Annotated in this window: 24 protein-coding genes and 3 pseudogenes; 11 read left to right on the top strand and 16 right to left on the bottom strand. The window is 68.6% G+C overall.

The genetic code is table 11. The features are described from left to right. Positions 1–6: 6 nt before the first annotated feature. Positions 7–234: a DUF5988 family protein gene (locus IE277_RS49925; RefSeq protein WP_373310997.1), complete on the bottom strand. Its 228-nt coding sequence runs from the start codon at positions 232–234 to the stop codon at positions 7–9. Beyond that, complete coding sequence (locus IE277_RS42130) at positions 224–1324, bottom strand: Rieske 2Fe-2S domain-containing protein (RefSeq protein ID WP_189958996.1); 1101 nt, start codon at positions 1322–1324, stop codon at positions 224–226. The genes IE277_RS49925 and IE277_RS42130 overlap by 11 nt, the downstream gene beginning before the upstream one ends. A gap of 982 nt (positions 1325–2306) precedes the next feature. Between IE277_RS42130 and IE277_RS42135 the strand changes: the two genes are divergently transcribed. From IE277_RS42135 to IE277_RS42160, 6 genes are all read left to right on the top strand, one after another. Next, positions 2307–2762: a hypothetical protein gene (locus IE277_RS42135; protein ID WP_189958997.1), complete on the top strand. Its 456-nt coding sequence runs from the start codon at positions 2307–2309 to the stop codon at positions 2760–2762. A 53-nt stretch (positions 2763–2815) separates the two neighbouring features. Further along, complete coding sequence (locus IE277_RS42140; RefSeq protein ID WP_229882427.1) at positions 2816–3463, top strand: 2'-5' RNA ligase family protein; 648 nt, start codon at positions 2816–2818, stop codon at positions 3461–3463. 3 nt (positions 3464–3466) lie between these two features. Beyond that, positions 3467–4342, top strand: a complete 876-nt coding sequence (locus IE277_RS42145) for an endonuclease/exonuclease/phosphatase family protein (protein WP_189958998.1) — start codon at positions 3467–3469, stop codon at positions 4340–4342. Between the two features lie 73 nt (positions 4343–4415). Further along, on the top strand, positions 4416–4742 hold the full coding sequence (locus tag IE277_RS42150) for a hypothetical protein (protein WP_189958999.1): 327 nt from the start codon (positions 4416–4418) through the stop codon (positions 4740–4742). A gap of 29 nt (positions 4743–4771) precedes the next feature. Next, the gene (locus IE277_RS42155) at positions 4772–5353 is read left to right on the top strand and encodes a cupin domain-containing protein (protein WP_189959000.1); all 582 of its coding nucleotides are present in this window, start codon (positions 4772–4774) and stop codon (positions 5351–5353) included. Between the two features lie 40 nt (positions 5354–5393). Then, a complete protein-coding gene (locus IE277_RS42160; RefSeq protein WP_189959001.1) occupies positions 5394–5891 on the top strand; it encodes a hypothetical protein in 498 nt (165 codons plus the stop codon). 108 nt (positions 5892–5999) lie between these two features. Here IE277_RS42160 and IE277_RS42165 read toward each other — a convergent pair whose 3' ends face one another. The 4 genes from IE277_RS42165 to IE277_RS42175 form a co-directional block, all read right to left on the bottom strand. Further along, on the bottom strand, positions 6000–6188 hold the full coding sequence (locus tag IE277_RS42165) for a hypothetical protein (RefSeq protein ID WP_189959002.1): 189 nt from the start codon (positions 6186–6188) through the stop codon (positions 6000–6002). 298 nt (positions 6189–6486) lie between these two features. Next, positions 6487–6960 (bottom strand): hypothetical protein, encoded by a 474-nt coding sequence (locus IE277_RS42170; protein WP_189959003.1) that lies wholly within the window; start codon positions 6958–6960, stop codon positions 6487–6489. Positions 6961–6976: 16 nt separating this feature from the next. Beyond that, positions 6977–7246: a hypothetical protein gene (locus IE277_RS48340; RefSeq protein ID WP_229882428.1), complete on the bottom strand. Its 270-nt coding sequence runs from the start codon at positions 7244–7246 to the stop codon at positions 6977–6979. Then, positions 7216–7950, bottom strand: a complete 735-nt coding sequence (locus IE277_RS42175) for an NsdA family TPR-like regulatory protein (protein WP_229882429.1) — start codon at positions 7948–7950, stop codon at positions 7216–7218. The genes IE277_RS48340 and IE277_RS42175 overlap by 31 nt, the downstream gene beginning before the upstream one ends. Positions 7951–8182: 232 nt before the next feature. On the opposite strand from IE277_RS42175, the pseudogene IE277_RS49930 reads away from it, so the two are divergent. From IE277_RS49930 to IE277_RS48350, 3 genes and pseudogenes are all read left to right on the top strand, one after another. Beyond that, positions 8183–8509: pseudogene (locus tag IE277_RS49930) on the top strand (hypothetical protein); the annotation flags it as partial. A gap of 28 nt (positions 8510–8537) precedes the next feature. Then, positions 8538–9116 (top strand): hypothetical protein, encoded by a 579-nt coding sequence (locus tag IE277_RS48345; RefSeq protein WP_229882430.1) that lies wholly within the window; start codon positions 8538–8540, stop codon positions 9114–9116. A 53-nt stretch (positions 9117–9169) separates the two neighbouring features. Then, a pseudogene (locus IE277_RS48350) lies at positions 9170–9286 on the top strand (SAM-dependent methyltransferase); the annotation flags it as partial. Positions 9287–9324: 38 nt separating this feature from the next. Here the strand turns inward: IE277_RS48350 and IE277_RS42185 are convergent. The 7 genes from IE277_RS42185 to IE277_RS42215 all read right to left on the bottom strand — a co-directional run bounded on the left by IE277_RS42185 (position 9325) and on the right by IE277_RS42215 (position 14720). Next, positions 9325–10491 (bottom strand): ISAs1 family transposase, encoded by a 1167-nt coding sequence (locus tag IE277_RS42185; RefSeq protein ID WP_189959005.1) that lies wholly within the window; start codon positions 10489–10491, stop codon positions 9325–9327. Between the two features lie 359 nt (positions 10492–10850). After that, positions 10851–11384: a cupin domain-containing protein gene (locus tag IE277_RS42190; RefSeq protein ID WP_189959006.1), complete on the bottom strand. Its 534-nt coding sequence runs from the start codon at positions 11382–11384 to the stop codon at positions 10851–10853. 149 nt (positions 11385–11533) lie between these two features. Continuing rightward, positions 11534–11905, bottom strand: a complete 372-nt coding sequence (locus IE277_RS42195; protein WP_189959007.1) for a DoxX family protein — start codon at positions 11903–11905, stop codon at positions 11534–11536. Between the two features lie 56 nt (positions 11906–11961). Further along, positions 11962–12732, bottom strand: coding sequence for an SDR family NAD(P)-dependent oxidoreductase (locus IE277_RS42200; protein ID WP_189959008.1), 771 nt, complete (start codon positions 12730–12732; stop codon positions 11962–11964). Between the two features lie 35 nt (positions 12733–12767). Beyond that, positions 12768–13061 carry an SDR family oxidoreductase gene (locus IE277_RS42205; RefSeq protein WP_229882431.1) on the bottom strand — a complete coding sequence of 98 codons (294 nt, stop codon included), beginning with the start codon at positions 13059–13061 and terminating at the stop codon, positions 12768–12770. A gap of 237 nt (positions 13062–13298) precedes the next feature. Then, complete coding sequence (locus tag IE277_RS42210) at positions 13299–13964, bottom strand: NAD(P)-dependent oxidoreductase (protein ID WP_189959009.1); 666 nt, start codon at positions 13962–13964, stop codon at positions 13299–13301. 42 nt (positions 13965–14006) lie between these two features. Further along, positions 14007–14720 (bottom strand): DsbA family oxidoreductase, encoded by a 714-nt coding sequence (locus IE277_RS42215; RefSeq protein WP_189959010.1) that lies wholly within the window; start codon positions 14718–14720, stop codon positions 14007–14009. A 117-nt stretch (positions 14721–14837) separates the two neighbouring features. On the opposite strand from IE277_RS42215, the gene IE277_RS42220 reads away from it, so the two are divergent. Further along, positions 14838–15248, top strand: coding sequence for a winged helix-turn-helix transcriptional regulator (locus IE277_RS42220; RefSeq protein ID WP_189959011.1), 411 nt, complete (start codon positions 14838–14840; stop codon positions 15246–15248). Positions 15249–15385: 137 nt separating this feature from the next. Further along, positions 15386–16069 (top strand): annotated as a pseudogene (locus tag IE277_RS42225) (transposase); the annotation flags it as partial. 62 nt (positions 16070–16131) lie between these two features. On the opposite strand, the gene IE277_RS42230 reads toward IE277_RS42225, so the two are convergent. Genes IE277_RS42230 through IE277_RS42240 form a run of 3 tightly spaced genes read right to left on the bottom strand, consistent with a single transcriptional unit; the run spans position 16132 to position 18449 of the window. After that, complete coding sequence (locus IE277_RS42230; protein WP_189959012.1) at positions 16132–16986, bottom strand: IS5 family transposase; 855 nt, start codon at positions 16984–16986, stop codon at positions 16132–16134. Positions 16987–17021: 35 nt separating this feature from the next. Then, entirely contained in the window at positions 17022–17435 is a 414-nt protein-coding gene (locus IE277_RS48355) for a hypothetical protein (RefSeq protein WP_229882432.1), read from the bottom strand. Between the two features lie 3 nt (positions 17436–17438). Further along, positions 17439–18449, bottom strand: a complete 1011-nt coding sequence (locus tag IE277_RS42240; protein WP_308433476.1) for a DUF6192 family protein — start codon at positions 18447–18449, stop codon at positions 17439–17441. Positions 18450–19075 lie beyond the last annotated feature (626 nt).

The raw sequence follows: 19075 nt of genomic DNA on the forward strand, positions 1-19075 counted from the left end.
ACACTCCTAATCCGCGACCGCTGTGCTGTAGGCAAACCGGAAGACCAGCACTCGCCACCCCGCCACCAACTCCGTGGCACCGATGGGCTCGAAACGCTCGTGGCGCCCGTAATAGGCCGCCGCCAGCCGCGACGCGTCAGCGGGCGCCCCTGCAGCTGGTAGAGACGTGGAAAATCTGTCGGGCCACCGTGCAGCACCACCAGCCCCCGAACCCGCCGCCACCTCAGCTGCCATCCCCACTGCTTCCACCCCGTTGCCCGGTGCCCGGGTCCAACACCGCGCCGTCTGCCCCGCCTTCAGGGGCCGGGTAGAACTGGCTGGCCCAGCGACGCAAGGGGCCGATGGGACCATCCCCCTTAGCCAGCCGGGGGCGTGGCTCGTACCGGCTGTAATGCCACACGGGGATGTCTTTTGCGACGTCCTTGGCGGTGCTCCACAAGGCGCCTTGGTTCAGTGCGTTCGCGAGGATCTTGAGCGGTATGCGGGTCGCCCGGCCGCCGGGAAACAGGGGCGCGCAGATCGAGACCATCGTGAGGAGGCGAAGCCGGACCCTGCCGGGATCCGTAGGGACGGGTAGGAGAGCAGCGAGGACCTGGACGGAATTTCCCAGCCGGGCGATGACGACCCCAGCGCCCAGGGCTCTGCCGTATACCGATGTCTCTGAGGTAAGCGTGCGGCCCCCGACCCACCGGCGAGCGAGCTGATATCGGGCGGTGAAGTCCACTCCGTCGAAGGCAGGTGAGGTGATGACGGTGCAGGCCGCCTGGTGGAGCGCGCCCAAGTGCCCCAGGTCGATGAAGTTCTCGATCACCATCTGGGCATGGCTGTTGAAGTCGGCGCTGACCCACCGCGGGGCGCTGGCGACTCCCTCGGGGGTGGGGATGTCCAAAGGCTCCCAGGCGGGAGGCGAGTCTTGGTGGCTGTACCACACCCAGAGCAAGCCGTTCTGCTCGCGGGCAGGCAGCACAGTCAGCCGGGCCCTGGGGACAGAAGCTCCATAGCCGGTCCGAACGCAGTCGCCGTCAGGGGCGAAGGCGAAGTGGTGGAAAGGGCAGACGAGATGGTCACCCTCTACCCTGCCACCCACTCCGAGATGAGCCCCGAGGTGCGGGCAGTAGGGGCGGATCGCCTTGGGGCTGCCGTCGCGAAGCCGATAGATCACTGCGTCTTCGCCGGCCAACCGCCGGGTGATGAGCCTGCTCGAGGCCACCTCGTTGGAGGCCGCGAGGCAGTACCAGCCCTCGGGGCACGGAAAGGCAGCGGCGAGGTCCGGGGATGGCGTCGGCGAACTGGGAGCGCGCTTGGCGAAGGTGCTACGCAGCATGGGCTGTCATCCTCAACATAGAGTGAGCGGCGCCCTTAGACCTGCCCTGGACCGCGATCAAGTGCAATCCGAACGGAACCATTGACCACCCCGATCCCCGGAGCAGAACGCGCCCCCGGACAGGCCCGATTACGTCGCCCCGAGTACAACCGAGTCGATCTACTCCCACAAGACAGCCCTGCGCCTCTGGCCACTCCCGCGGCATCACCACGCCCGGTATCAGACAGCGCCCCAGTACGGCCGCCAGGGCACTCACCTGCGCCGCTGGAAATCCTCCACCGTCTGCAACGCCACGAGAGGCGTCATGAACATGTCCGAGAACGGCAGCCGCTTCTCAGACACGCCAGGCTGCGGGGTGGCGGAGGACCGCTGCCGCGGGACCGCTGGGTGCGCCATTGACTTGCCCGGCCGAGCCGCGAGACAAGAGATCGGCTGACACCCCCGACATCAGGAGCAAACTGTTGGGCATCACGCAGATGTTGCACCGTTGTCTCCAGCAGGTCCCCGTTCAGATCGCCACGGCCGACGGCGCCAGAACCCACACGTACGCGCAGCTGCACAACCGTGTTGCACGGGGCGCTGCCGTCTTACGCTCCCTCGACATCCAATCTGGTGGCCAAGTGGTCGGCCCGCCGCGGGCGCAGGGACAAGATCGCGAGACAGAAGTGCCGTGTCCCCGAAGTGAGACAGACAGGGAAGACCAGCCTGCCACAGCGGAACGGGACATTCCATTTGCGGACCTACAGAGCGGTACGAGTTCGCCACCAAGGAGGCCCTGCGGCTCCTGGACCACGCGCTCCGGGCGATCCAGGAGGTCCTCCACGTCACCGTCCCCAACGAAGTGATGGCCGAAGCAGCCATCGGGCTGATCGAACAGCACGGGCCCGCTGCCCATCGTGAGGCCGCCCTCGCTGTCTTGCGTGAGATTCCTGCCGGCACCGGCCCGATGACTCTCAACTCGCCTGGTCCGGTGGACCTTTGCGTGGCTGCTGCGGTGGCCGCCGCGATGAACACCCACCCGCGCTACGTGCCCGCCCCGCAAGCCCTGCGGCTGACGCTCGTACGCCACCTGCGCGAGGTGGAAGGACGTGCCATCGGCGCCCCGGCCCGCGAGCGTGTCATCGACGTCTCCGACGCCGATGCGCTTCAGTTCCTCGCGCAGCTGTACGACGACTCCTACGCCCGGCTCATCCCCCGCCAGCCGTCCCAGCGCGGGCCGTGGGAGTGGGACATTCTCGCCGTCCTCAAGGCGCACCTGCTGGGGACGCCCGCGGCCGCGACCACGCCGGAGCAGGCGCAGATGCTCAAGTCGAAGCTGCTCACCATCCTGCAGGCGGCGGCCGCCACGCCACTGAAGCCGTCCGGACCTCCGCCCCGCGGGCCGCGAACGGGGCAGCGTGCCCAGCCCACGCGAAAGAAGCCCAAGAAGAAGCGCTGACCCACCATCGGCGCGGGTACCGTCACCACCACATCGACGAACGGGGAGGGGCGTTGCAGAACTTCTTCGAGCGTGTGGAGAGCCGTACCAACGCGTGGCCGGCCGGACGCCGAGACCTTCACTGGCACCTGCTGCCCCAACCGGCGGCGGCGCGCGAGCTGGTGGAACGGTACCGGGAGCTGACCCACCGCCCGGGCCTGGAGGCGGTACCCGCGAAGTGGCTGCACGTGACCGTGCTGCACTCCGGGCCCGAGCAGGAGGCCAGCGACCAGGAGGTGAAGGAGATCACCTCCCGGGTCCGCAAGGCCGTGGCCGGGACCGGCGCGGTGGAGCTGACCTTTGCCCGCCCGGCGATCGGGAACGTGGCCATCGAGTGCGCCGCCCGGCCGGGCGGCGCGGCCCGCCGCCTGTGGGAGGCGACCTGGACGGCGACGCGCGAGGTCGTCGGCGAACGCTGGCCGCTCATCCCGGCGACCTACTACCCGCACACATCGATCTCGTACGCCGGACGCGACGCACATCTCGCCGACCGCGGCGAGCTGAAGCAGTCGCTCAGCGACATCGACGGCAGCGAGGCGACGCTCACCTTCCCCACCCTGGCACTGGTCTCGCAGTGGCACGACGGCCGTCACATCGTCTGGGAGCACCTGGCCGACGTCCCTTTGACGGAACCGGCCGATGACACCACAACGAGGGGATGACCGGTGCAGCTGACCATCGTCGTACAGAACCTGGGGCACGGAGGCCTCAAGGACGGGGACGGCAACCCCGAGGACCGCTGGCCGCAACTGTCTGAGCGGATCAACAGTGCCGCCGACCGGGTCGACGTCGTCATGCTGTGCGAGGTCGTCGACTGGCACCTCTACGGACACAAGCAGCTCGCCCGCGCCTTGGAGGACCTGGACCTGGACGCGGCTCCGCTCGCCCCGTCGCGCAGCGGCTACGGCACCGCGCTGCTCTACCGCCGGGAAGTCCTGGGCCGCTGGCGCCGACACAACCCGGACTTCGGCACCGAGGCCCTGCACGGGCTCGCGGTGACCAGCTTCGACATCCCCGGCCTGCCGGCGCCGCTGAGTTTCCTCCCGCTCCACTTCACCCCGTTCTCCGCCGAACAGGCCCTGATCGAGGCGAACTACGCCGCCACCCGCGGCTACCGCTACGGGCCCTACGCCGTGCTGGCTGGTGACGTCAATTACCCGCCGGCCGCCTCAAGCCACCCGCTGCCCGACTATGCCGAGATGCGCCCGTACAACGTCGGCTCACGCACGCTGCTGCCACGCGGGGACATGATCGCGCCCCTGGACCTGGAGCCGGACCGGCGCGTAACCGGCAAGCTCGCACACAACGGCTACGTCGACGTCGCCTGGCACCTGTTCGAGCAGACCAAGGACCAGGCGCTGCTCGAGCCGACCGCCACCGACGACCGCATCGACCAGGTGTGGGTGTCCGGCCCGCTGGCTCCCGCCGTCTCCGGCTACCGGCGACTCGATCAGCCCGCCGGCGCCAGCGACCACGACGGCCTGGCCTTCCAGCTCGACACCGACGCAATCGACACCGACCGCCCGTGGGCGTACCGCTGACAGCCAAGGGTGCGCCGATGATGAGGCTGACCCGCGCCGCGCGCACTGCGGCGGCGCTTTCGGGGACTGAGGCATGACGTCGGTTGAGGAAGTCGCTGACTGCGCGATCTGCCGTGAGTTCGCAGACAGTTGGTGGCAGTGCATGAAAGACCCGGCCCAGGGGGCAGTCGACGAGGAGAGGATCGCTCTCGCGGCCGGTGCCCACCTGCAGGACGACCACAGGGCCGACGTTCTCCGGCCGCGGGAGGGGTGCGATGACTGCCGAACGGTGCAGGCCATCTTGTCGGCGCCGTTCTCCGCGCCCAGTGAGGTCATCATCCGGACCGATGGCCTGCAGCTGCACCCCTCACAACTGCACTTCGCCCGCCACGTCCTGTGGAACGCGTTCGAACTGCCGTAAATACCCCATCCCCTGATCAAGGAGGAAGCGTGGACCGCGTTGAGGTCGTTCCCGGTCTCGCCGTCGACCTGGACCTGTACGAGGCTGCCGTGAACGGCCTGAAGGAGCACGCCCCGGAGGAGACCCTCGCCTGGGAGACGTTCACCAGCCCCGAGAGCTGGACCCTCGTGCCGGACCCGGACGAGCAGGGCTACAAGGGCGAGCTGGTCCTGCGGCGGGAGGATTCCCACACCAGGAAAATCAACCTGTGGTTCGCGCCCGACCTCCGCGATGGCCAGAGCCCGAAGCCGCACAACCACCCGTGGGAGTTCACCTCGCACGTCCTGTCTGGCGCCTACACCGAGCAGCGGTACACCCTCGTCGACGGCAAGGTCGCAACCGAGACCCACACGCACACCGCCGGCGGCTCCAACCACCTGCCCCTGGACGTGTACCACGAAGTCACGGCGATCTCGGAGCCCGGCAGGACCCTGACGCTGATGCTCTGCGGCGCAGGCCGACAAGGCGCCTGGGGCTACCTCGACCCCGAAACCGGCCGGACGTACGACAACACTCCCGACACCAGCTTCCGGGACCGGCTGGTCGCCCTCAACCCCCGGATGAAGCCGTGACAGGGAGCACCGGCGAGCTGCCTCGGCGGGTGGCCGCACGATGAGCACGACTTGGGCGTTTGTCGGCACCGTCATCGCGCTGGGCGTCGCCATCTTCCTCCTCATGTTCGTCCGTGGCATCCGCCAGCTTGCCCGGAAGGACATCCGCCGCGACCTGATCGCACTCGGCAAGGCTCAGCAGACAGCCGAAGCACTGACAAAGGTGGGCCGCACCGCGACGTTCGCCTTCGCAGCCCCTGGCGCCGATGGCCGCGAAATGATGTTCGGCTGGCTGTGGTGGCGTACGGAACTCGACCCAGACGGGAAAATCCGCCGCGACATGGGGTGGGCACTGACGTACCGCAGGGCACGGCGGGCGGCGGGCATTCCCGTCAGCGCGAAGGCCCGCGGAGCGGAGCTCATCGTTGCGCCCACCCGGACGGGTCTGAAAGATCCCGTGGGCAAGGACTCCTCGGCTCAGCACTCGTACCCAGTTGTGGCAGGACAGGCGTCACCGATCCCCATTGCGGCCCCCTTCGCCCATGCCATGGCCGGATAGGAAGGGGGTGTCTGCTTCCGGGTGTGAGGCGCCTGGACGCACACCGAAAGGGCACGGCCGATGGCACAGACGAGGTTCGACAAGCAGGTGGAGGAGACCGCTGGCCTGCTACGGCCTGCCCTCGGTCAGCTGACTGGCGGTGCTCTCGATCCACAGCAGCGTCCACTCGACTCCGGCCTGCCAGCCGGGCTCCGCGCCGGCGTACCGGCCTTCGGCGTCGGCGCGGATGTTGGCCGCGAGGGTGCGCAGGTCCTTCTGCAGTCCCTGCCGCCGGGCCGTGTCCACGGCTTGGCGCATCTCGTCAGTAATGTCACCGGGTCAGAGCTCGCTCATCGCCCCACCTTGAACGACGGCCCCCACCGATGGCCAGACCGACCACGGCGCCGACCACGCTGCCGTCAACCCCGACCATGACCCCCGACCACGGCTGGTCAGCAGGATGTGGCCGCCCGCCTGGCAGCTCCTGGATGGCGTCGGTGTGTCCGTAGCGGCGCAGGTCGATGGCGGGCGCCGTGGTCACGCGGGGCTCCATTCGGATCGGCATCGGTCGACCCACTCGCGTGCCACGGTGGCGGAGGGCGCGAGCATGCTGCTGTCATCGGCTGGCGCCCTGGGGCCACAGCACCCGCACTGGGACGCCGGTCCGTTCGGCGTATGCCACCACGTCCGCAGTCCCCCCGTATCCCCGCGCCGGTTTCCCGTCCCACACGGCGATCAGCTCGTCCACCAGGCCGACGAGGATTTCGGATCCGGCCTGATGGGCTTCGGAGGTCGACTCGGTGATGCCGGTGTGGTGGACGTCGGCGGCGCGGGAGAGGAGACGGTCGTAGACGGGGTGGTGCCAGTCGGGCAGGCTTTGGCGGTATTCGGTGGCAGGGATGACGACCTCAAGTCGGCCTTCGTGCTGCAGGACGGTTTCGGCGAACCAGGCGTCGGGGCCGTCGGCGATGCACGAGACGCCCACGAGTTCGGCCTGGGCGTACTCCTTGACCTGGTCGGCCAGGAGAGCCCGTACCTGTCCCTCGACCTGCGTGCTCAGCCCGCGGTGTCCGGTGATTCCCACTCTCATGCCGTGGTCATCCTCCCTACAGGTAGACGCCGTGGAGGCGTTCGTCGAAGTCCCGCACCACTTTGGGCGGTGAGCTGGTGGTGAGGCTACGGCGCACGGCACGGGCGCGTTCCACGATCCGCCCGGACCGGTACTGAAGGCCGGTGTCGAGCGCGCTGGAGGCGAGGGCGAACGCGGCCTCCACCCGCCCGCCGGCGAGGTGCCCGGCGGCGATGTCGAGCACCAGCAGTGCGCGTTGTTTCGCATGGCCGGTGGTCAGGGCCTCCACGTCCTGATCAAGCACCATCCCGGCAGCCCGAGGCGTGCACCGCAGGTGACGCGGCAAGCGGCCACGTTGTCCGGAGTGAAGGAGAACACCCACGGCCACGGTGGCGGATCCTGGTCGGCCGTCAGCGCCTCCGCCGCAGCGCGGGGTGCGGTCAGGGTCTGGTCAGCCCTGCGCTGGTCCCCGGCTGCCGCGTGCCCGAGGGCCTCGACACAGGACAGCCAGGCGTCGGCGACGGCCGGGCGCTGTTCGCCGAGCACGCGGCGGGCACGGCGGGCGAGGTTCAGGGCCTGAACGCCGTTGCCGGCGTGTGCCTCGAACTGGGCGAGCGTGCCGGTCTGGTAGGCGGTCAGGAGCGAGTTTCCGGACGTTCGTGCGGCTTTGACGGCTCCGCCGTACCAGGAGCGGGCCGACCCGTGGTCGCCCTTGTCCCACGCGAGCCAGCCTGCGAAGGAGGCGGCCTCGCTGCCCACGGCGGCCAGCCGCGCCCGGTCTGCGTCGCTGGCTGCGCTGCGGGTGATGGTCTGGATGAGCCGGATATGGCCGTCCACCGCGTCGGCGAGGTCCCGGGAGGGGGTGGTGCCGTCGAGTCTGCGGTAGGCGCTCGTGGTCAGCCGCAGGGCGGCGGCCTGTCCGCCGGCCCTGTCGTGCGTGTCCGGCACGGCGGCCAGGATGGGGGCTGCCATCGCGGCGACCGCGCCACCGAGGACAGTGCGTCGGTGCATGGGATCGTCGTCTCTCGCCTGAACCTGCGCCTGGTGGTAACTCGCGTGAAAGTGTCTCAAGCAGCTCGCGTGAAAATGTCCAGGCGAAAAGCTGGCGTGACCTGCGGTGATGTGGGGGGATGTCGTCTATGAGGCTGGACACTTAGGCACGAAATCACAAGACGGTTTGGCGAGAGTTCCGATAAGGAAACCGTCGATGACCTGCTGGTTTCGATGAGGAAGGAACCCTTGCGTGGGAGCCGGACGTGCGAGCCGCGCAGGAGAATCTGGCAGCCATGGACGAACCCCCACGCGTGGGGACGGAACGTGCCGGTACAAGCAGACGGGAGGGCGCTACCGGACAGACCCCCACGCGTGGGGACGGAACACCCCCCCGGGGTGCCCTGAGTGCTGGAAGCGCCGCAACCGGGCCCCCGGCCCGGGGGAATCGCTGGCCGATCTGAATCCTGCGCTGGCACGGCAGTTCCGCCGAAACCTCAGCCGACCCGACCGTAGTCCGGACACCCTGCGCCCGCAGTCTCACGATCTGTGCGAGTGGGAGTGCGCTCAAGGGCATTTCTGGCCGGCGACGCTCGCCAACCGTACCAATGGACGCGGATGCCCGGACTGCACCGGGCACGCGCCGCTCGCCGTTCGAATGCAAGGTCGCCATGCTCGTCGAGGCTGCGTCCGGGCTCAGCGTAAGACTGGACCACCGCCTCCGCCTGCCCGGGCGCAGGGAAGATCGCTTCGACCTGTACCTCCCCGAGCCGGCCCCAGGCCTGCTCATCGACTTGGACCCGGAATGGACCCATAGCCGGCCCGGAAGTCTGGAGCGTGACACCGCGAAGACCGCGGCAGCGCTCGCGGCCGGACTCGGCATGGAGCGCATTCGAAGCCGCGGACTACCGCCTGTTCCGGTGCACGACCTTGCCCATCATGAGGCCGGGCCGGGGGTGAACCCCGAAGACTGGGCGGAGGCGGTTGGTGTCGTACTGCGACGCCGCGGGCTTTCGTGGCGACAGCTCACACCTGCTGAGGTCACAGCGGCGCTCACGAAGGGTGCGCAGTTGTGGGAGAGGGTCGTGGCCGGCCCCGAGGTGTCGGCAGTGGACGTGGCTTCGCATCTCGAGGAGGAGTTCGTCGCGAACCTCAGTAGGTGTTTTTCTTCCTTCCGGCGTTGTTGATCTTTGTTCCGGAAGGGGGTGTGCATGCTGCCGGGACTTGATGAACTGGGTGGATGAAGGTCTTGTCGCCTCGTGTCCTTCGGGCTCTTGAACGGTTCAATGCCGCCTATCCCTGGGGCCACAACGCTCACTACCGCCGCTGGATTCTGAGGCAGCTACCGAGACTGTTTGACCGCAGGGTCTTTGCGTGAAGTGATCTTGTCCGGGTTCATCCGGTGATGCCGAGGGCGGTCAGGGGTCGGAGGCGTTCGCGGGCGCTCTGGCGGAGGGCTGCGGCGATGTTGGTGTGGCCGTCCTGGCGGTGGACGCTGATGGCGAGGTTGCGCAGGCTGGCCATGGTGCGGGGCAGGGCGGCGGTGCGGATTTTGGAGTCGTCCTCGCGAAAGGTGCGGTCGCGGACGTGGTGCAGCAGGTTCTCGATCGTCCGGTGGCCGCGGATCCAGGCAGCGAGTTGGGCGCCGGTGGCTGCGCCGGGCGGCAGGCTGGTGATCAGGTAGACGCGTTCGATGGTGAGTTTGCCGCTGGTGAAGTCCCGTCTCCAGCGGACGACTTGGAGGGCCTGCTTCGCGTCGGGGTAGTCGATGTGGTCGAAGGCGGCCGTCTTGAGCCTGCGGATCTCCTGGCGGTGGTGGGCGCGGGTGCGCTCGTAGTGGTCGAGGGTGATCTCGCGCCAGGGCAGACGGCGGACGCGGTCGAAGAGGCCGGGGTGGTTGGCCTTGACGTGGGCGATGTAGTGGGCGCCGCGCTCGCGCAGGTAGGTGCCGTGGGCGTGCTGGGTGTCCAGGGCGTCGGCGGTGATCACCGTGTGGGTCAGGTCGAGGGTGTCCAACAGCGGGGCGAAGGCGGGGATCTCGTTGCTCTTGTCGGCGACCTGGCGCTGGGCGAGGACGTCTCCGGTGTGGGTCATGGCGGCCAGCAGGGCGATGGCCGGGGAGGTGGCGGTGCGCGAGCCGCGTACGGTCTTGCCGTCCACGGCGATCGGCCGCAGCCCGCCCGCGGCGGTGGGGGTATTCCGGGCAGTGAGGAAGGAGCCGATCGCGGCGTCCAGCGCATCACCGTCCAGACGGGCCAGCAGCCGGCGCACGGTGCCCGGGTGCGGCACCGGGATCCGGCCGGTCAGCGGGTCGGGCGCGAAGCCCAGGGCTCGCAACGCCCAGCGCGGAGCGTCGGCGAGCCATTCACCGATCGCGGTCAGCGACCGTGCACCGGCCAGGACGCTCGCCGCGGCGGCCGACAGCAGCGGGACCAGCGGGTACAAGCGGCCCCGGCGACCCCTCGGGTCGGGTACGAGGGCCAGGTAGTGGTGCAGTCGCACGGCATCGGCGACGGGCGCGGCGGCTTCGGTGCGGGTCAGTTGGTCCAGCACGCAGGGCATGGGAGATGATGCGGGGGCAGGCACGGTCTCGCTCGGTTCTCATGGGTCTCGACAACCACATGATCACCGGCGCCGTGCCTGCTCTGTTACCGGCCCCAGACCAAGACATGACGGCACGTCACGGATCACTGCACCGAACCCGGACCGATCGCTTTCATACAAAGCCCCTGGTCCCGCCGGAACCCTCTGACCAGTGGTCTCGGCCGGACCCGCGCCAAGCTGCGGACCCTCGCCGGCTCGGCCGATTGCCGCTCAGCCGTTGCCCGCGGCTCTTTTCAAATGCCATCAAGGCAACAATTACAGGAGGATCATCCACCCGTCATCAAATTGGAAAAGGACCAGCCCGGATTCCGGAGCAGCTACGAAGCCTGCGGTTCGTCAGTGTTGGGATCAGCGCTTCCAGCCGACCCGAGCAAGGTCCAGTCCTGCTTACGCGAGAACTCTCGGAACTCCTCCGAATCCAAGTCCATCGCCTTACCCTTGGCTTGAAGCTCAACCATATCTTCGATGAAGTGCTCGAAACCTCCGGGAACCGAGATCTGCAGAAGACGCGGCACGGTTTCCCCTACCGGCTTAACCGCATGGGGAATCCCTGCAGGCAGGAACATAAAACTACCCGGGCCGACCTCATGCTGCTCGTCGTCAAAGGTCACCCGTAGCGTGCCTTCCAGCAGGAAGAAGAGTTCGTCAGCGGTGTCGTGGATGTGGAGTGGGAGGTCGTGGTTCACCGAGACCTCAAGGACTGAGTACTGGCCGTCGGTATGGGCGGCGCCCGCTTTGAGCAAGTAGAGCGGTGCGATGTTGACGCGAGTTTCCAGACCCTTGCCTGGTCCAAGTTTGATGAATCGAGCCTTCTTCGAGGATCGATCGGAATTGGTCTGCTCTGCATTCATCTTTGGAACTCCTTTTCTCGTGATTCGACCACTTGTACAACGCCGGTGGGGCGGTCAGGGCGGAGCAGTAAGAAGTGGGGCGGGCGATGGGGCCCGGTGATCTGTGACGAACCGGGCCCCCGTACATGGGAATCGGAGCGATGGCGGCTTCAGAGGCTGTACGGGCCGAAGCGTCCCCAGGCCACCAGTACGGCAAGGATCAGCAGGACGGCGTTGAGGCCGATCGCGGGGAATTCCTTCTTGCGGGCGTGGTACGTCGCGGCCAGCAGCATCGCTATACCGAGGCCGACGGCGGCCAGTGGTGTCAGCACGGTGGCGATACCGGTGGCCGCGGGCAGGATCAGCCCGAGGGCGCCGGCGAATTCCACGATGCCGATGAAGCGGACGGTGCCGGCTGAGAAGTCGGCCACCCAGGGCAGCTTCTCGACGAGCTTGTCCTTGGGCTGGGTGGTTTTCATGACACCGGCCATGGCGAACATGACGGCCAGTACGGCCTGCACGATCCACAGGAAGATGTTCATCAGGGGTGGAGTCTTTCGGGGAGAGAGCGAGGGAGGGGACGCGGCGGAGCGGGCCGCTAGCCGAGGAGGCTGCCGCCGGTGGCGTCGAGGGAGGCTCCGGTGATCCAGCGCGCCCGGTCGGTGGCGAGGAAGACCACCACATTGGCGACCTCCTCCGGCTCACCGAGGCGCTTGAACGCCGACAGCTGCGACATCTGTTCGCGCGCCCCGGGCATCTGGAAGACCGCGCTGCCGTTGTCCGTGAGACCGGGGAGCACGCTGTTGACCGTGATGTGCCGAGGGGCGAGGTGCCGGGCGAAGTGCAGCGTGAGCTGGTCGAGCGCGCCCTTGGACATCGCGTAGACGACCTGCGACGGCTCAGCCATGCGCGTGACCGCGGAGGAGATGTTGATAAAGCGTCCGCCGTCCGGGATCAGCCCGAGAGCTCGCTGGACGAGGAGGAAGGGGGCCTTGGCGTTGACTGCGAAGATCTCGTCGATCTGCTCGGCGGACACCTCTTCCGGGGCGACGCCGGCGGGCGTCGTCGCGGCGGCGTTGTTCACCAGGATGTCCAGGACGGTCTCGCCGGTGTGTTCGCGCAGTCCGGCCTCCAGCTGGTGGAACAGCTGGTCGACGGCGCCGGGCGTGCCCAGTTCCGCGCCGACGGCAAAGGCCCGTCCGCCGTCCTTCTCGATAAGGTCGACGGTCTGCTGGGCGGCCTGCTTGTCGCGCCCGTAGTGCACGGCGGCCAGGGCCCCCTCGCGGGCGAGGCCGAGGGCGGTGGCCCGGCCGATGCCGCGGCTGGATCCGGTGACGAGAGCGGTCTTGCCGCTGAGCGTGCTGGTCATGCTGGTGTCCTCGCGGTGTTCGGGAAGTGGGGGTGTCAGCCGTTGAAGACGGCTTCGGCCTGGTCGCGGCGCTCGTACAGGTCCCAGTACAGGGGCGCGACCTGCTCGGGGCTGGCCGAGGGGATGCCCTCGGGGCCGCCCTCGCCGAGCCAGGTGTTGATGGCGATGTGCGCAGCGTAGATACCGGATCCCGCCAACTCGCTGTGCAGGTTGAGCACCCAGTTGCGCAGGGCGCCAGCGGCGGCGTTGACATTGCCGAACATGGGGACCGGGTGGATCGATCCGCCGCCGGTGGTGAACAGCAGCGTCCCCACGCCGGCCTCGCGCATCGCGGGCAGCACCGCGCGGGCCGCGGTGACAGCGCCGTAGAAGGTGTACTCGATCTGCGGCTGGAGATTGTCGACGTCCGACTCGCAGATCGTCGAACACGACGCGCAGGCGCTGGTTGAACGCGATGCCGGTGCGGGGGGTGTCAGTTGTTGTCACGTCACTCCAGTCCGGCGTCGCAGTCGACGGACGGCGCGCCAAGCTGTTGCGCATGAGGTGGGTGTGGATCATGGGGCGGGTCATCCTCGTGTGTTCCAGACGAGGGGGGCTTTGCGGATCCAGGTGTCGTCCTCGATCGTCTGGACGAGGAACTGGGCGAGGTCGGCGCGGTTGATCCGTGCGCCGGGCTTTTCGGTTCCGGCCTCGGCTGCCCATACGGGACCACTCAGGGGCTTGTCGGTCAGGGTGACGGCGCGGGCCAGGGTCCAGTCGATGCCGGACGAGGCGCGGACGACCTGGTCGACACCGGTGTGGTCCTCGAAGCCCGCCTTGATGTTCGACAGCTCGATGAACGCCTTGACCAGCGGGTTGAGCCGGGCCCAGTCGTCGCCCGCGCCCTGCGTAGACGTCAGCACGATGCGGGGTATGCCCTGCTCGCCCATGACGGTGAGCGTGCGGCGGGCGGCGTCGGTCATGAACATCGGCGGGCTGACCGGCTTGGCCCACGGGTTGTCGGAGGCGCGGCCGTTGTTCAGCACACTGATCACCCCCTCGGTGCCTTCGGCGGCCCGGCGGATGTCGTCGATGTTCGCAGGGGTGCCCTGGATCAGCTCGACGCCGGCCGGTGCCTGCACCTTGTCGGGGTTTCGGACGAGGGCGCGGACACGGTGGCCGCGCCGGGCCGCGTACTCCAGCACGTGGGCGCCGGTGCGGCCGCTGCCGCCGAGGACCAGGAGGCTACTCATGGTGATCAAACGCCTTTCGGGCAGGGGAGTGACCGGTGGAGGTCAGCTGTGGGCCGGTACGGCGCAGCCGTCGGGGCCGCAGAGCGGAGCGTCGCCGTCGGTCGTCAGGGTGAGCGGGTGGGATGCGTCCCAGGCCGTGCGCAGCACGTCGAGAAGGCCGTCGCTGTCCTGGGCCCCGGGGATGCCGTACTTGCCGTCGATGACGATGAACGGCGCGCCGGTGGCGCCCAGGCGCTGGGCGCGGGCGGCATCGTCGCGGACCTGCCGCTGGTAGCGGTGCTCGGTGAGCGCCCGGCGGGTGCCCTCGCGGTCCAGAGCGATCTCCTGGCCCAGGTCGAGCAGGTCGTCCATGCTGAAGACGGGGCGGGCCTGGCCGAAGTAGGCGCGGAAGATCGCGTCCCAGGCTTCGCGGTTCTTGCCCTCGGCGGAGGCATGGGCGAGGAACTCGTGCGCCAGGTCGGTGTTGCCGACCAGGTTGTCCAGCACCCTGTAGGGGGTGAGTCCCTCGGCTGCGGCCAGCGCCTCGATCCCACGCGTGGACGCCTCGGCCTGGGAGCCGCCCATGCCGTGCCGGCGCAGCAGCGCGTCACGGACGCTGAACGTCTCATCCACGGGGAAGGAGCTGCTCAGCGGGAACGAGTGGTGGACGACCTCCACCTCATTGCCGTGCTCGAACCGCTCCACGGCCCGGTCCAGACGGTGGCTGCCCAGTCCGCACCAGGGGCAGGTGACCTCGGCCCAGATCTCGATCTTCATGACGCGTCTCCCTGCCTGCGCTTGCTTCCTACTTTTTGTTCGTAGCGCCATGATGGGCCAGTATGGAAGTCGATACAAAAGGCACATTGGTGTTCGTGCCGGAGAGGAATGTGCGTCATGGAGGTCACCGGCAGTTCGGGCGGCGCTGCGGCGGTGGGGCCCTGTGCCCGCATCCCCGCCGAGCACATGGAGTTCATCCGGCAGGTCCTCGACCGCGTCGGCGACAAGTGGAGCCTGCTGCTCATCGCGGTGGTGGAGGCCGGCCCGCTGCGCTACACCGACCTGCAGCGCCAGGTCCCCGGAATCTCCCAGCGGATGCTCACCCTCACGCTCCGCCAGCTCCACGAGGACGGTCTGATCACCCGCACCGCATACGCGGAGGTTCCACCGCGCGTCGAGTACTCCCTCACCCCGTTGGGGCGCGGCCTCCACGAGATCGTGACATCCCTGATCGGCTGGGCCGCCGACCACCACGACGAGATCCGCGCGCACCGGGCCCGCGCTGCGGCACCAGCAGCCCGGTCCTGAGCTTGTTCTTTTTCTTCCGGCCTCGAACGGTGTCTCGTACTGAGTCGCTCACCTGGGGGTTTGCCGGACAGGGGGCGGCCTTCGTCTGATCCTGTGCTCCGACCAAGGTGCACGTGACCGAGACGAAGGCCGTGAGGGTGACTCTGCTGCCTGATGTTGTGCGGAGGGATGCGTTCGCGGAAGCGTCACGCTTCCGGGGCGAGTTCTACGAGTGTCTGACCGCTCGGCGCGACGAGTTGTTCGAGCTGACAGATGCGGTGCTGTGTGCGAACGGTGCGGTGAAGTCCCCGGTGGACCTGACGCTGCTGCCCGAGCACCGGCGTGGGCACGGAGCGATGTACGGAGGCCTGAACCACGGCCGGATCGATGTCGAGCAGGTGCGGACGGTGCTGGCCGGGCTGTCGCTGCCGCGGTTCGACGGCGGGCGTCTGGTCCTGGCCGTCGATGTGTCGCCATGGCTTCGTTCGGACGCGCCGTGCTCGGCCGAGCGGCTGTTCTGCCATGTCTATGGCCGGGCCAAGACGGCGTCGCAGTTCATCCCGGGCTGGCCCTACTCCTTCGTCGCCGGCCTGGAGCCGGGCGCCACCTCTTGGACCGCGATCCTGGACGTTGTCCGGCTCGGACCGGTGGACGACGCCACCGCGGTCACCGCCGCCCAGCTCCGGGGAGTCGTTGAACGGCTCATCGCCGCAGGTCAGTGGCAAGCCGGGGACCCGGACATCGTGATCGTCAGCGATGCCGGCTACGACGTCACCCGCCTGGCCTGGGTCCTGCGCGATCTGCCGGTCGAGGTCGGCCGGGTCCGCTCCGACCGCGTCATGCCGGGGCACGGTTGCGACGACGGCTGTTCTGGCGCTATACGCTCGTATGGAATCAGCCCTGATCAGCCTGGCGACTTCTTCGACCAGCTGCCTGCCCGGGGGGTCTTGCGGGTCAGGCGTCGGGTCATCATGGTGATGAGTGCCCAGTTCAGGTGCGCTTCAGAGTGCTGCGGGAGGCGTTCGTAGTCGCGTGCGTTGCGGCGAGCGTTCATGCACCAGCCGATCGTGCGCTCGACTTTCCAACGGCGGGGCAGGACGACGAAGCCCTTCACGCCTTTGGGCCGGGAGACGATGCGCAGGGTGAGCCAGAGGCGTTCGCGGGCCCAGTCCACGAGTTCGCCGGCGTAGCCGCGGTCGGCCCAGACCTGGGTGATCTGCGGCTGGGTGAGACGCAGGCGCCAGAACACGTCGCGGGCGGCATCGCGGTCCTGGATGTCGGCGGGCGTCACCGTGATCATCACGGGCAGGCCGAGCGTGTCCACGGTGATATGTCGCTTGCGGGCGTTGATCTTCTTCGCGGCGTCGTAGCCGCGGCTGTCCCGGCCGACCGTGGAGGCGCCCTTGACCGACTGGGAGTCCACGATCAGGGTCACCGGGTGAGGGCAGCGGCCCTTGCCGGTACGGATTCTCCGGCGGAGCTGGTCACGGATGTAGGTAACGACCCCGGCCCGGTTCCACCTCCAGAAGAACCCGTAGACCGTCTCCCACGGGGGAAAGTCCGCAGGCAGGGCCCGCCACTTCGCGCCGTTGTCGACGATGTAGCGGATGCCGTCGACGATCTCCCGCCGGGGCCACTTCTCGGGGTGGCCGCCGGCCTTGGTCTGGCAGGCCGGGACCGGCAGCAAGGGTTCGAGGAGGGCCCATTCGGCGACGGAGGTGTCGGACGGGTAGCGGCGGCGACGGGAAGCAGCGGGCATGACTGGCTCGGCAGAGTGATCGGTGGTGGACGGGGCTATTTGGAGAGCTGGGCGAGGGTGGCGCGGACGCCGGTGAGCTGGGCGGTGGCGAGCTGGGCCCATTCGTCGTCGGGGTAGCGGGCCAGGTGAGGGTCGAGCGTGCCCGTGATCACCCGGGTGAGCCGGCCGAGGATCTGCCGGAACTGCCGCTTGTCGTACTCGATCCAGTCGGCGGGGTCGTCGGAGAACATGAAGCCGTCCCGGCGGGTCCAGGTGATCGGGGTCAGGTTCTCCGCGGCGACGACGTCGCGGACGTGCCGGATGCCGCGGCCGACCTGCGAGCGGGTCAGACGGGTGGCGGCCATGAGCTGGTAGGTGTGCAGGCCCGCGGGGCGTGCTTCCATCAGGGCGACGCGGACCAGGTCGCCGTAGTGCTCGGCCAGCGGCCGGGCTTCCCGGCGTCGCGGCATGGCCTACTCGCCCTTGAGGAGCTGCACGAGCTGCTCGTCCAGGGTGAACTCGCCATTGTCGAGGGCGCCTTCGAGCCAGTCCGCCGCCGCACGGACCCGGCCGATCTGCCGGCGGACGGTCTCGCGCTCGTCCTCGGTGGACTCCTGCCCACGCAGCTGCGGGACCAGCCGACCCAGGGTGGCGACGAAACCGTGGCAGGAGCCGACCAGGTCGAGGTACTCAATGGTGTGCTCGATCACGCGGACGGCCGGAGTGCGTTGCCGGATCCGCTCGCGCGTCTCGTTCGAGTTGTCGAACTGCGCACGGTTGACGAGCATCCGGGTGGTGTCGTCCCGCATCGCCGTCCGGGCGACGGCCGGCCGACGCAACAAGCCGGTCGTGACCTCCTTCGCGACCGTGTCGTCCCTGGTCAGCTCCGTGACAACCCGCACCCGCTCAGCTGGAGTGACGTGCTCGGTCACCGCCGGCCGCTTCAGCAGATCGGTGGCAACCTGCGCGGCGACCTCGTCATCACGGGTCAGATCGGCGACAGCCTGGATCTTCTCATCCACCGTCACCGGGCGGTCAACGCGCTGGCCGACGACCCGCTTCGCGCCATCGAGCGTCCACTGCCTCGCGCCGGTGCGCGGGTTGAATGGCGCGTCCTCGATCGCCGCCCACCGCTCGTCCTCGTCCACAACCGAGGCCAGGATGCGATGGACGGTGAACGACACCCCCTCCTTGCGACGTCCCTTCGGCCACCGGTTGGCGGTGTAGCGGCAGTCCTCGACCGTCCGCCGCTCGACGCCGATGTCGTCCGCGAACATCTGCAACGACTCCGTCACCGTGAACAGGTCGTCCGTGCCGTTCGGCATCGACCCGCCCACCGACCTCATCGGCTCGATCTCCAGAGCCATGTCCCCCAAAGCGAACTGCGCGCGGGCGACCTGCGCGATCAGGTCCTTCGCCTGGGTGACGAGCTGTTCGTAACGCTGCCGGGTGACATTCCCAACCCGGTCGGCCACGTCGGTCATGAAGACCACCGCCCTTGCCCGGGCCCCGCCCGGCCACCACGACGTGACCGGTCAAAGGGGCGCCGGCCCCGGTCACCGTCCACCGTGACGCGGGCGCGACACGCCGGGGCAGAGCGTGAACCAGGGGCGCTCGAAGCACCCGTCAGTCGCTCCCAACCCCCCTGCAAAACGAAGGGTGTTCGAGGTGTTCGCGAGGCGTTCGGCTACGGCGTTTCCGTAACGCCGTTCCGCGACGCCCGCCGCTGACGGCATGCCCTCACCCGGCAAGACGGTCGAGCAGTACACAGCCGCCCTCGACCGCTCCACCCCCACCGTCCACGACCCGCCACATACCGGGCACTCCGCCTGCTCGCCACGCTGTATCGCGATGACTCGCTCACGGGTCTTCTGACGCCTCCGCCATCGCCTTGACCTGCACCGACCTGAACAGAACAGTGCCTCCGCCGCCATCGTCTGCGGCAGTGGATCACCGCACTCCCGGCAATACCGCCGAGCCGTCTTGTCAGCCCCCACAACCCAGATGATCCAGCCGTACACACCTCACGGCCAGGGATCAAAAAGACCTACTCAACGGCAAGGGCAAGCTGGAGATGGAGCTGACGGTCGAGCGCGGCCGCGGTTATGTC

Source organism: Streptomyces alanosinicus, from assembly GCF_014650595.1.
GTDB lineage: Bacteria > Actinomycetota > Actinomycetes > Streptomycetales > Streptomycetaceae > Streptomyces > Streptomyces alanosinicus.

Excerpts from the sequence above, each read along its gene's own strand:
- IE277_RS48340 (WP_229882428.1), bottom strand. The coding sequence starts at position 7,246 with ATGGTGCTTGATCAGGACGTGGAGGCCCTGACCACCGGCCATGCGAAA.
- IE277_RS42150 (WP_189958999.1), top strand. The coding sequence starts at position 4,416 with ATGACGTCGGTTGAGGAAGTCGCTGACTGCGCGATCTGCCGTGAGTTC.
- IE277_RS42185 (WP_189959005.1), bottom strand. The coding sequence starts at position 10,491 with ATGCCCTGCGTGCTGGACCAACTGACCCGCACCGAAGCCGCCGCGCCC.
- IE277_RS42230 (WP_189959012.1), bottom strand. The coding sequence starts at position 16,986 with ATGCCCGCTGCTTCCCGTCGCCGCCGCTACCCGTCCGACACCTCCGTC.
- IE277_RS42205 (WP_229882431.1), bottom strand. The coding sequence starts at position 13,061 with ATGCGCGAGGCCGGCGTGGGGACGCTGCTGTTCACCACCGGCGGCGGA.
- IE277_RS42195 (WP_189959007.1), bottom strand. The coding sequence starts at position 11,905 with ATGAACATCTTCCTGTGGATCGTGCAGGCCGTACTGGCCGTCATGTTC.
- IE277_RS42210 (WP_189959009.1), bottom strand. The coding sequence starts at position 13,964 with ATGAGTAGCCTCCTGGTCCTCGGCGGCAGCGGCCGCACCGGCGCCCAC.
- IE277_RS42170 (WP_189959003.1), bottom strand. The coding sequence starts at position 6,960 with ATGAGAGTGGGAATCACCGGACACCGCGGGCTGAGCACGCAGGTCGAG.
- IE277_RS42215 (WP_189959010.1), bottom strand. The coding sequence starts at position 14,720 with ATGAAGATCGAGATCTGGGCCGAGGTCACCTGCCCCTGGTGCGGACTG.
- IE277_RS42240 (WP_308433476.1), bottom strand. The coding sequence starts at position 18,449 with ATGACCGACGTGGCCGACCGGGTTGGGAATGTCACCCGGCAGCGTTAC.
- IE277_RS42130 (WP_189958996.1), bottom strand. The coding sequence starts at position 1,324 with ATGCTGCGTAGCACCTTCGCCAAGCGCGCTCCCAGTTCGCCGACGCCA.
- IE277_RS48345 (WP_229882430.1), top strand. The coding sequence starts at position 8,538 with ATGGACGCGGATGCCCGGACTGCACCGGGCACGCGCCGCTCGCCGTTC.
- IE277_RS42190 (WP_189959006.1), bottom strand. The coding sequence starts at position 11,384 with ATGAATGCAGAGCAGACCAATTCCGATCGATCCTCGAAGAAGGCTCGA.
- IE277_RS42175 (WP_229882429.1), bottom strand. The coding sequence starts at position 7,950 with ATGCACCGACGCACTGTCCTCGGTGGCGCGGTCGCCGCGATGGCAGCC.
- IE277_RS42200 (WP_189959008.1), bottom strand. The coding sequence starts at position 12,732 with ATGACCAGCACGCTCAGCGGCAAGACCGCTCTCGTCACCGGATCCAGC.
- IE277_RS42165 (WP_189959002.1), bottom strand. The coding sequence starts at position 6,188 with ATGCGCCAAGCCGTGGACACGGCCCGGCGGCAGGGACTGCAGAAGGAC.
- IE277_RS48355 (WP_229882432.1), bottom strand. The coding sequence starts at position 17,435 with ATGCCGCGACGCCGGGAAGCCCGGCCGCTGGCCGAGCACTACGGCGAC.
- IE277_RS42160 (WP_189959001.1), top strand. The coding sequence starts at position 5,394 with ATGAGCACGACTTGGGCGTTTGTCGGCACCGTCATCGCGCTGGGCGTC.
- IE277_RS42220 (WP_189959011.1), top strand. The coding sequence starts at position 14,838 with ATGGAGGTCACCGGCAGTTCGGGCGGCGCTGCGGCGGTGGGGCCCTGT.
- IE277_RS49925 (WP_373310997.1), bottom strand. The coding sequence starts at position 234 with ATGGCAGCTGAGGTGGCGGCGGGTTCGGGGGCTGGTGGTGCTGCACGG.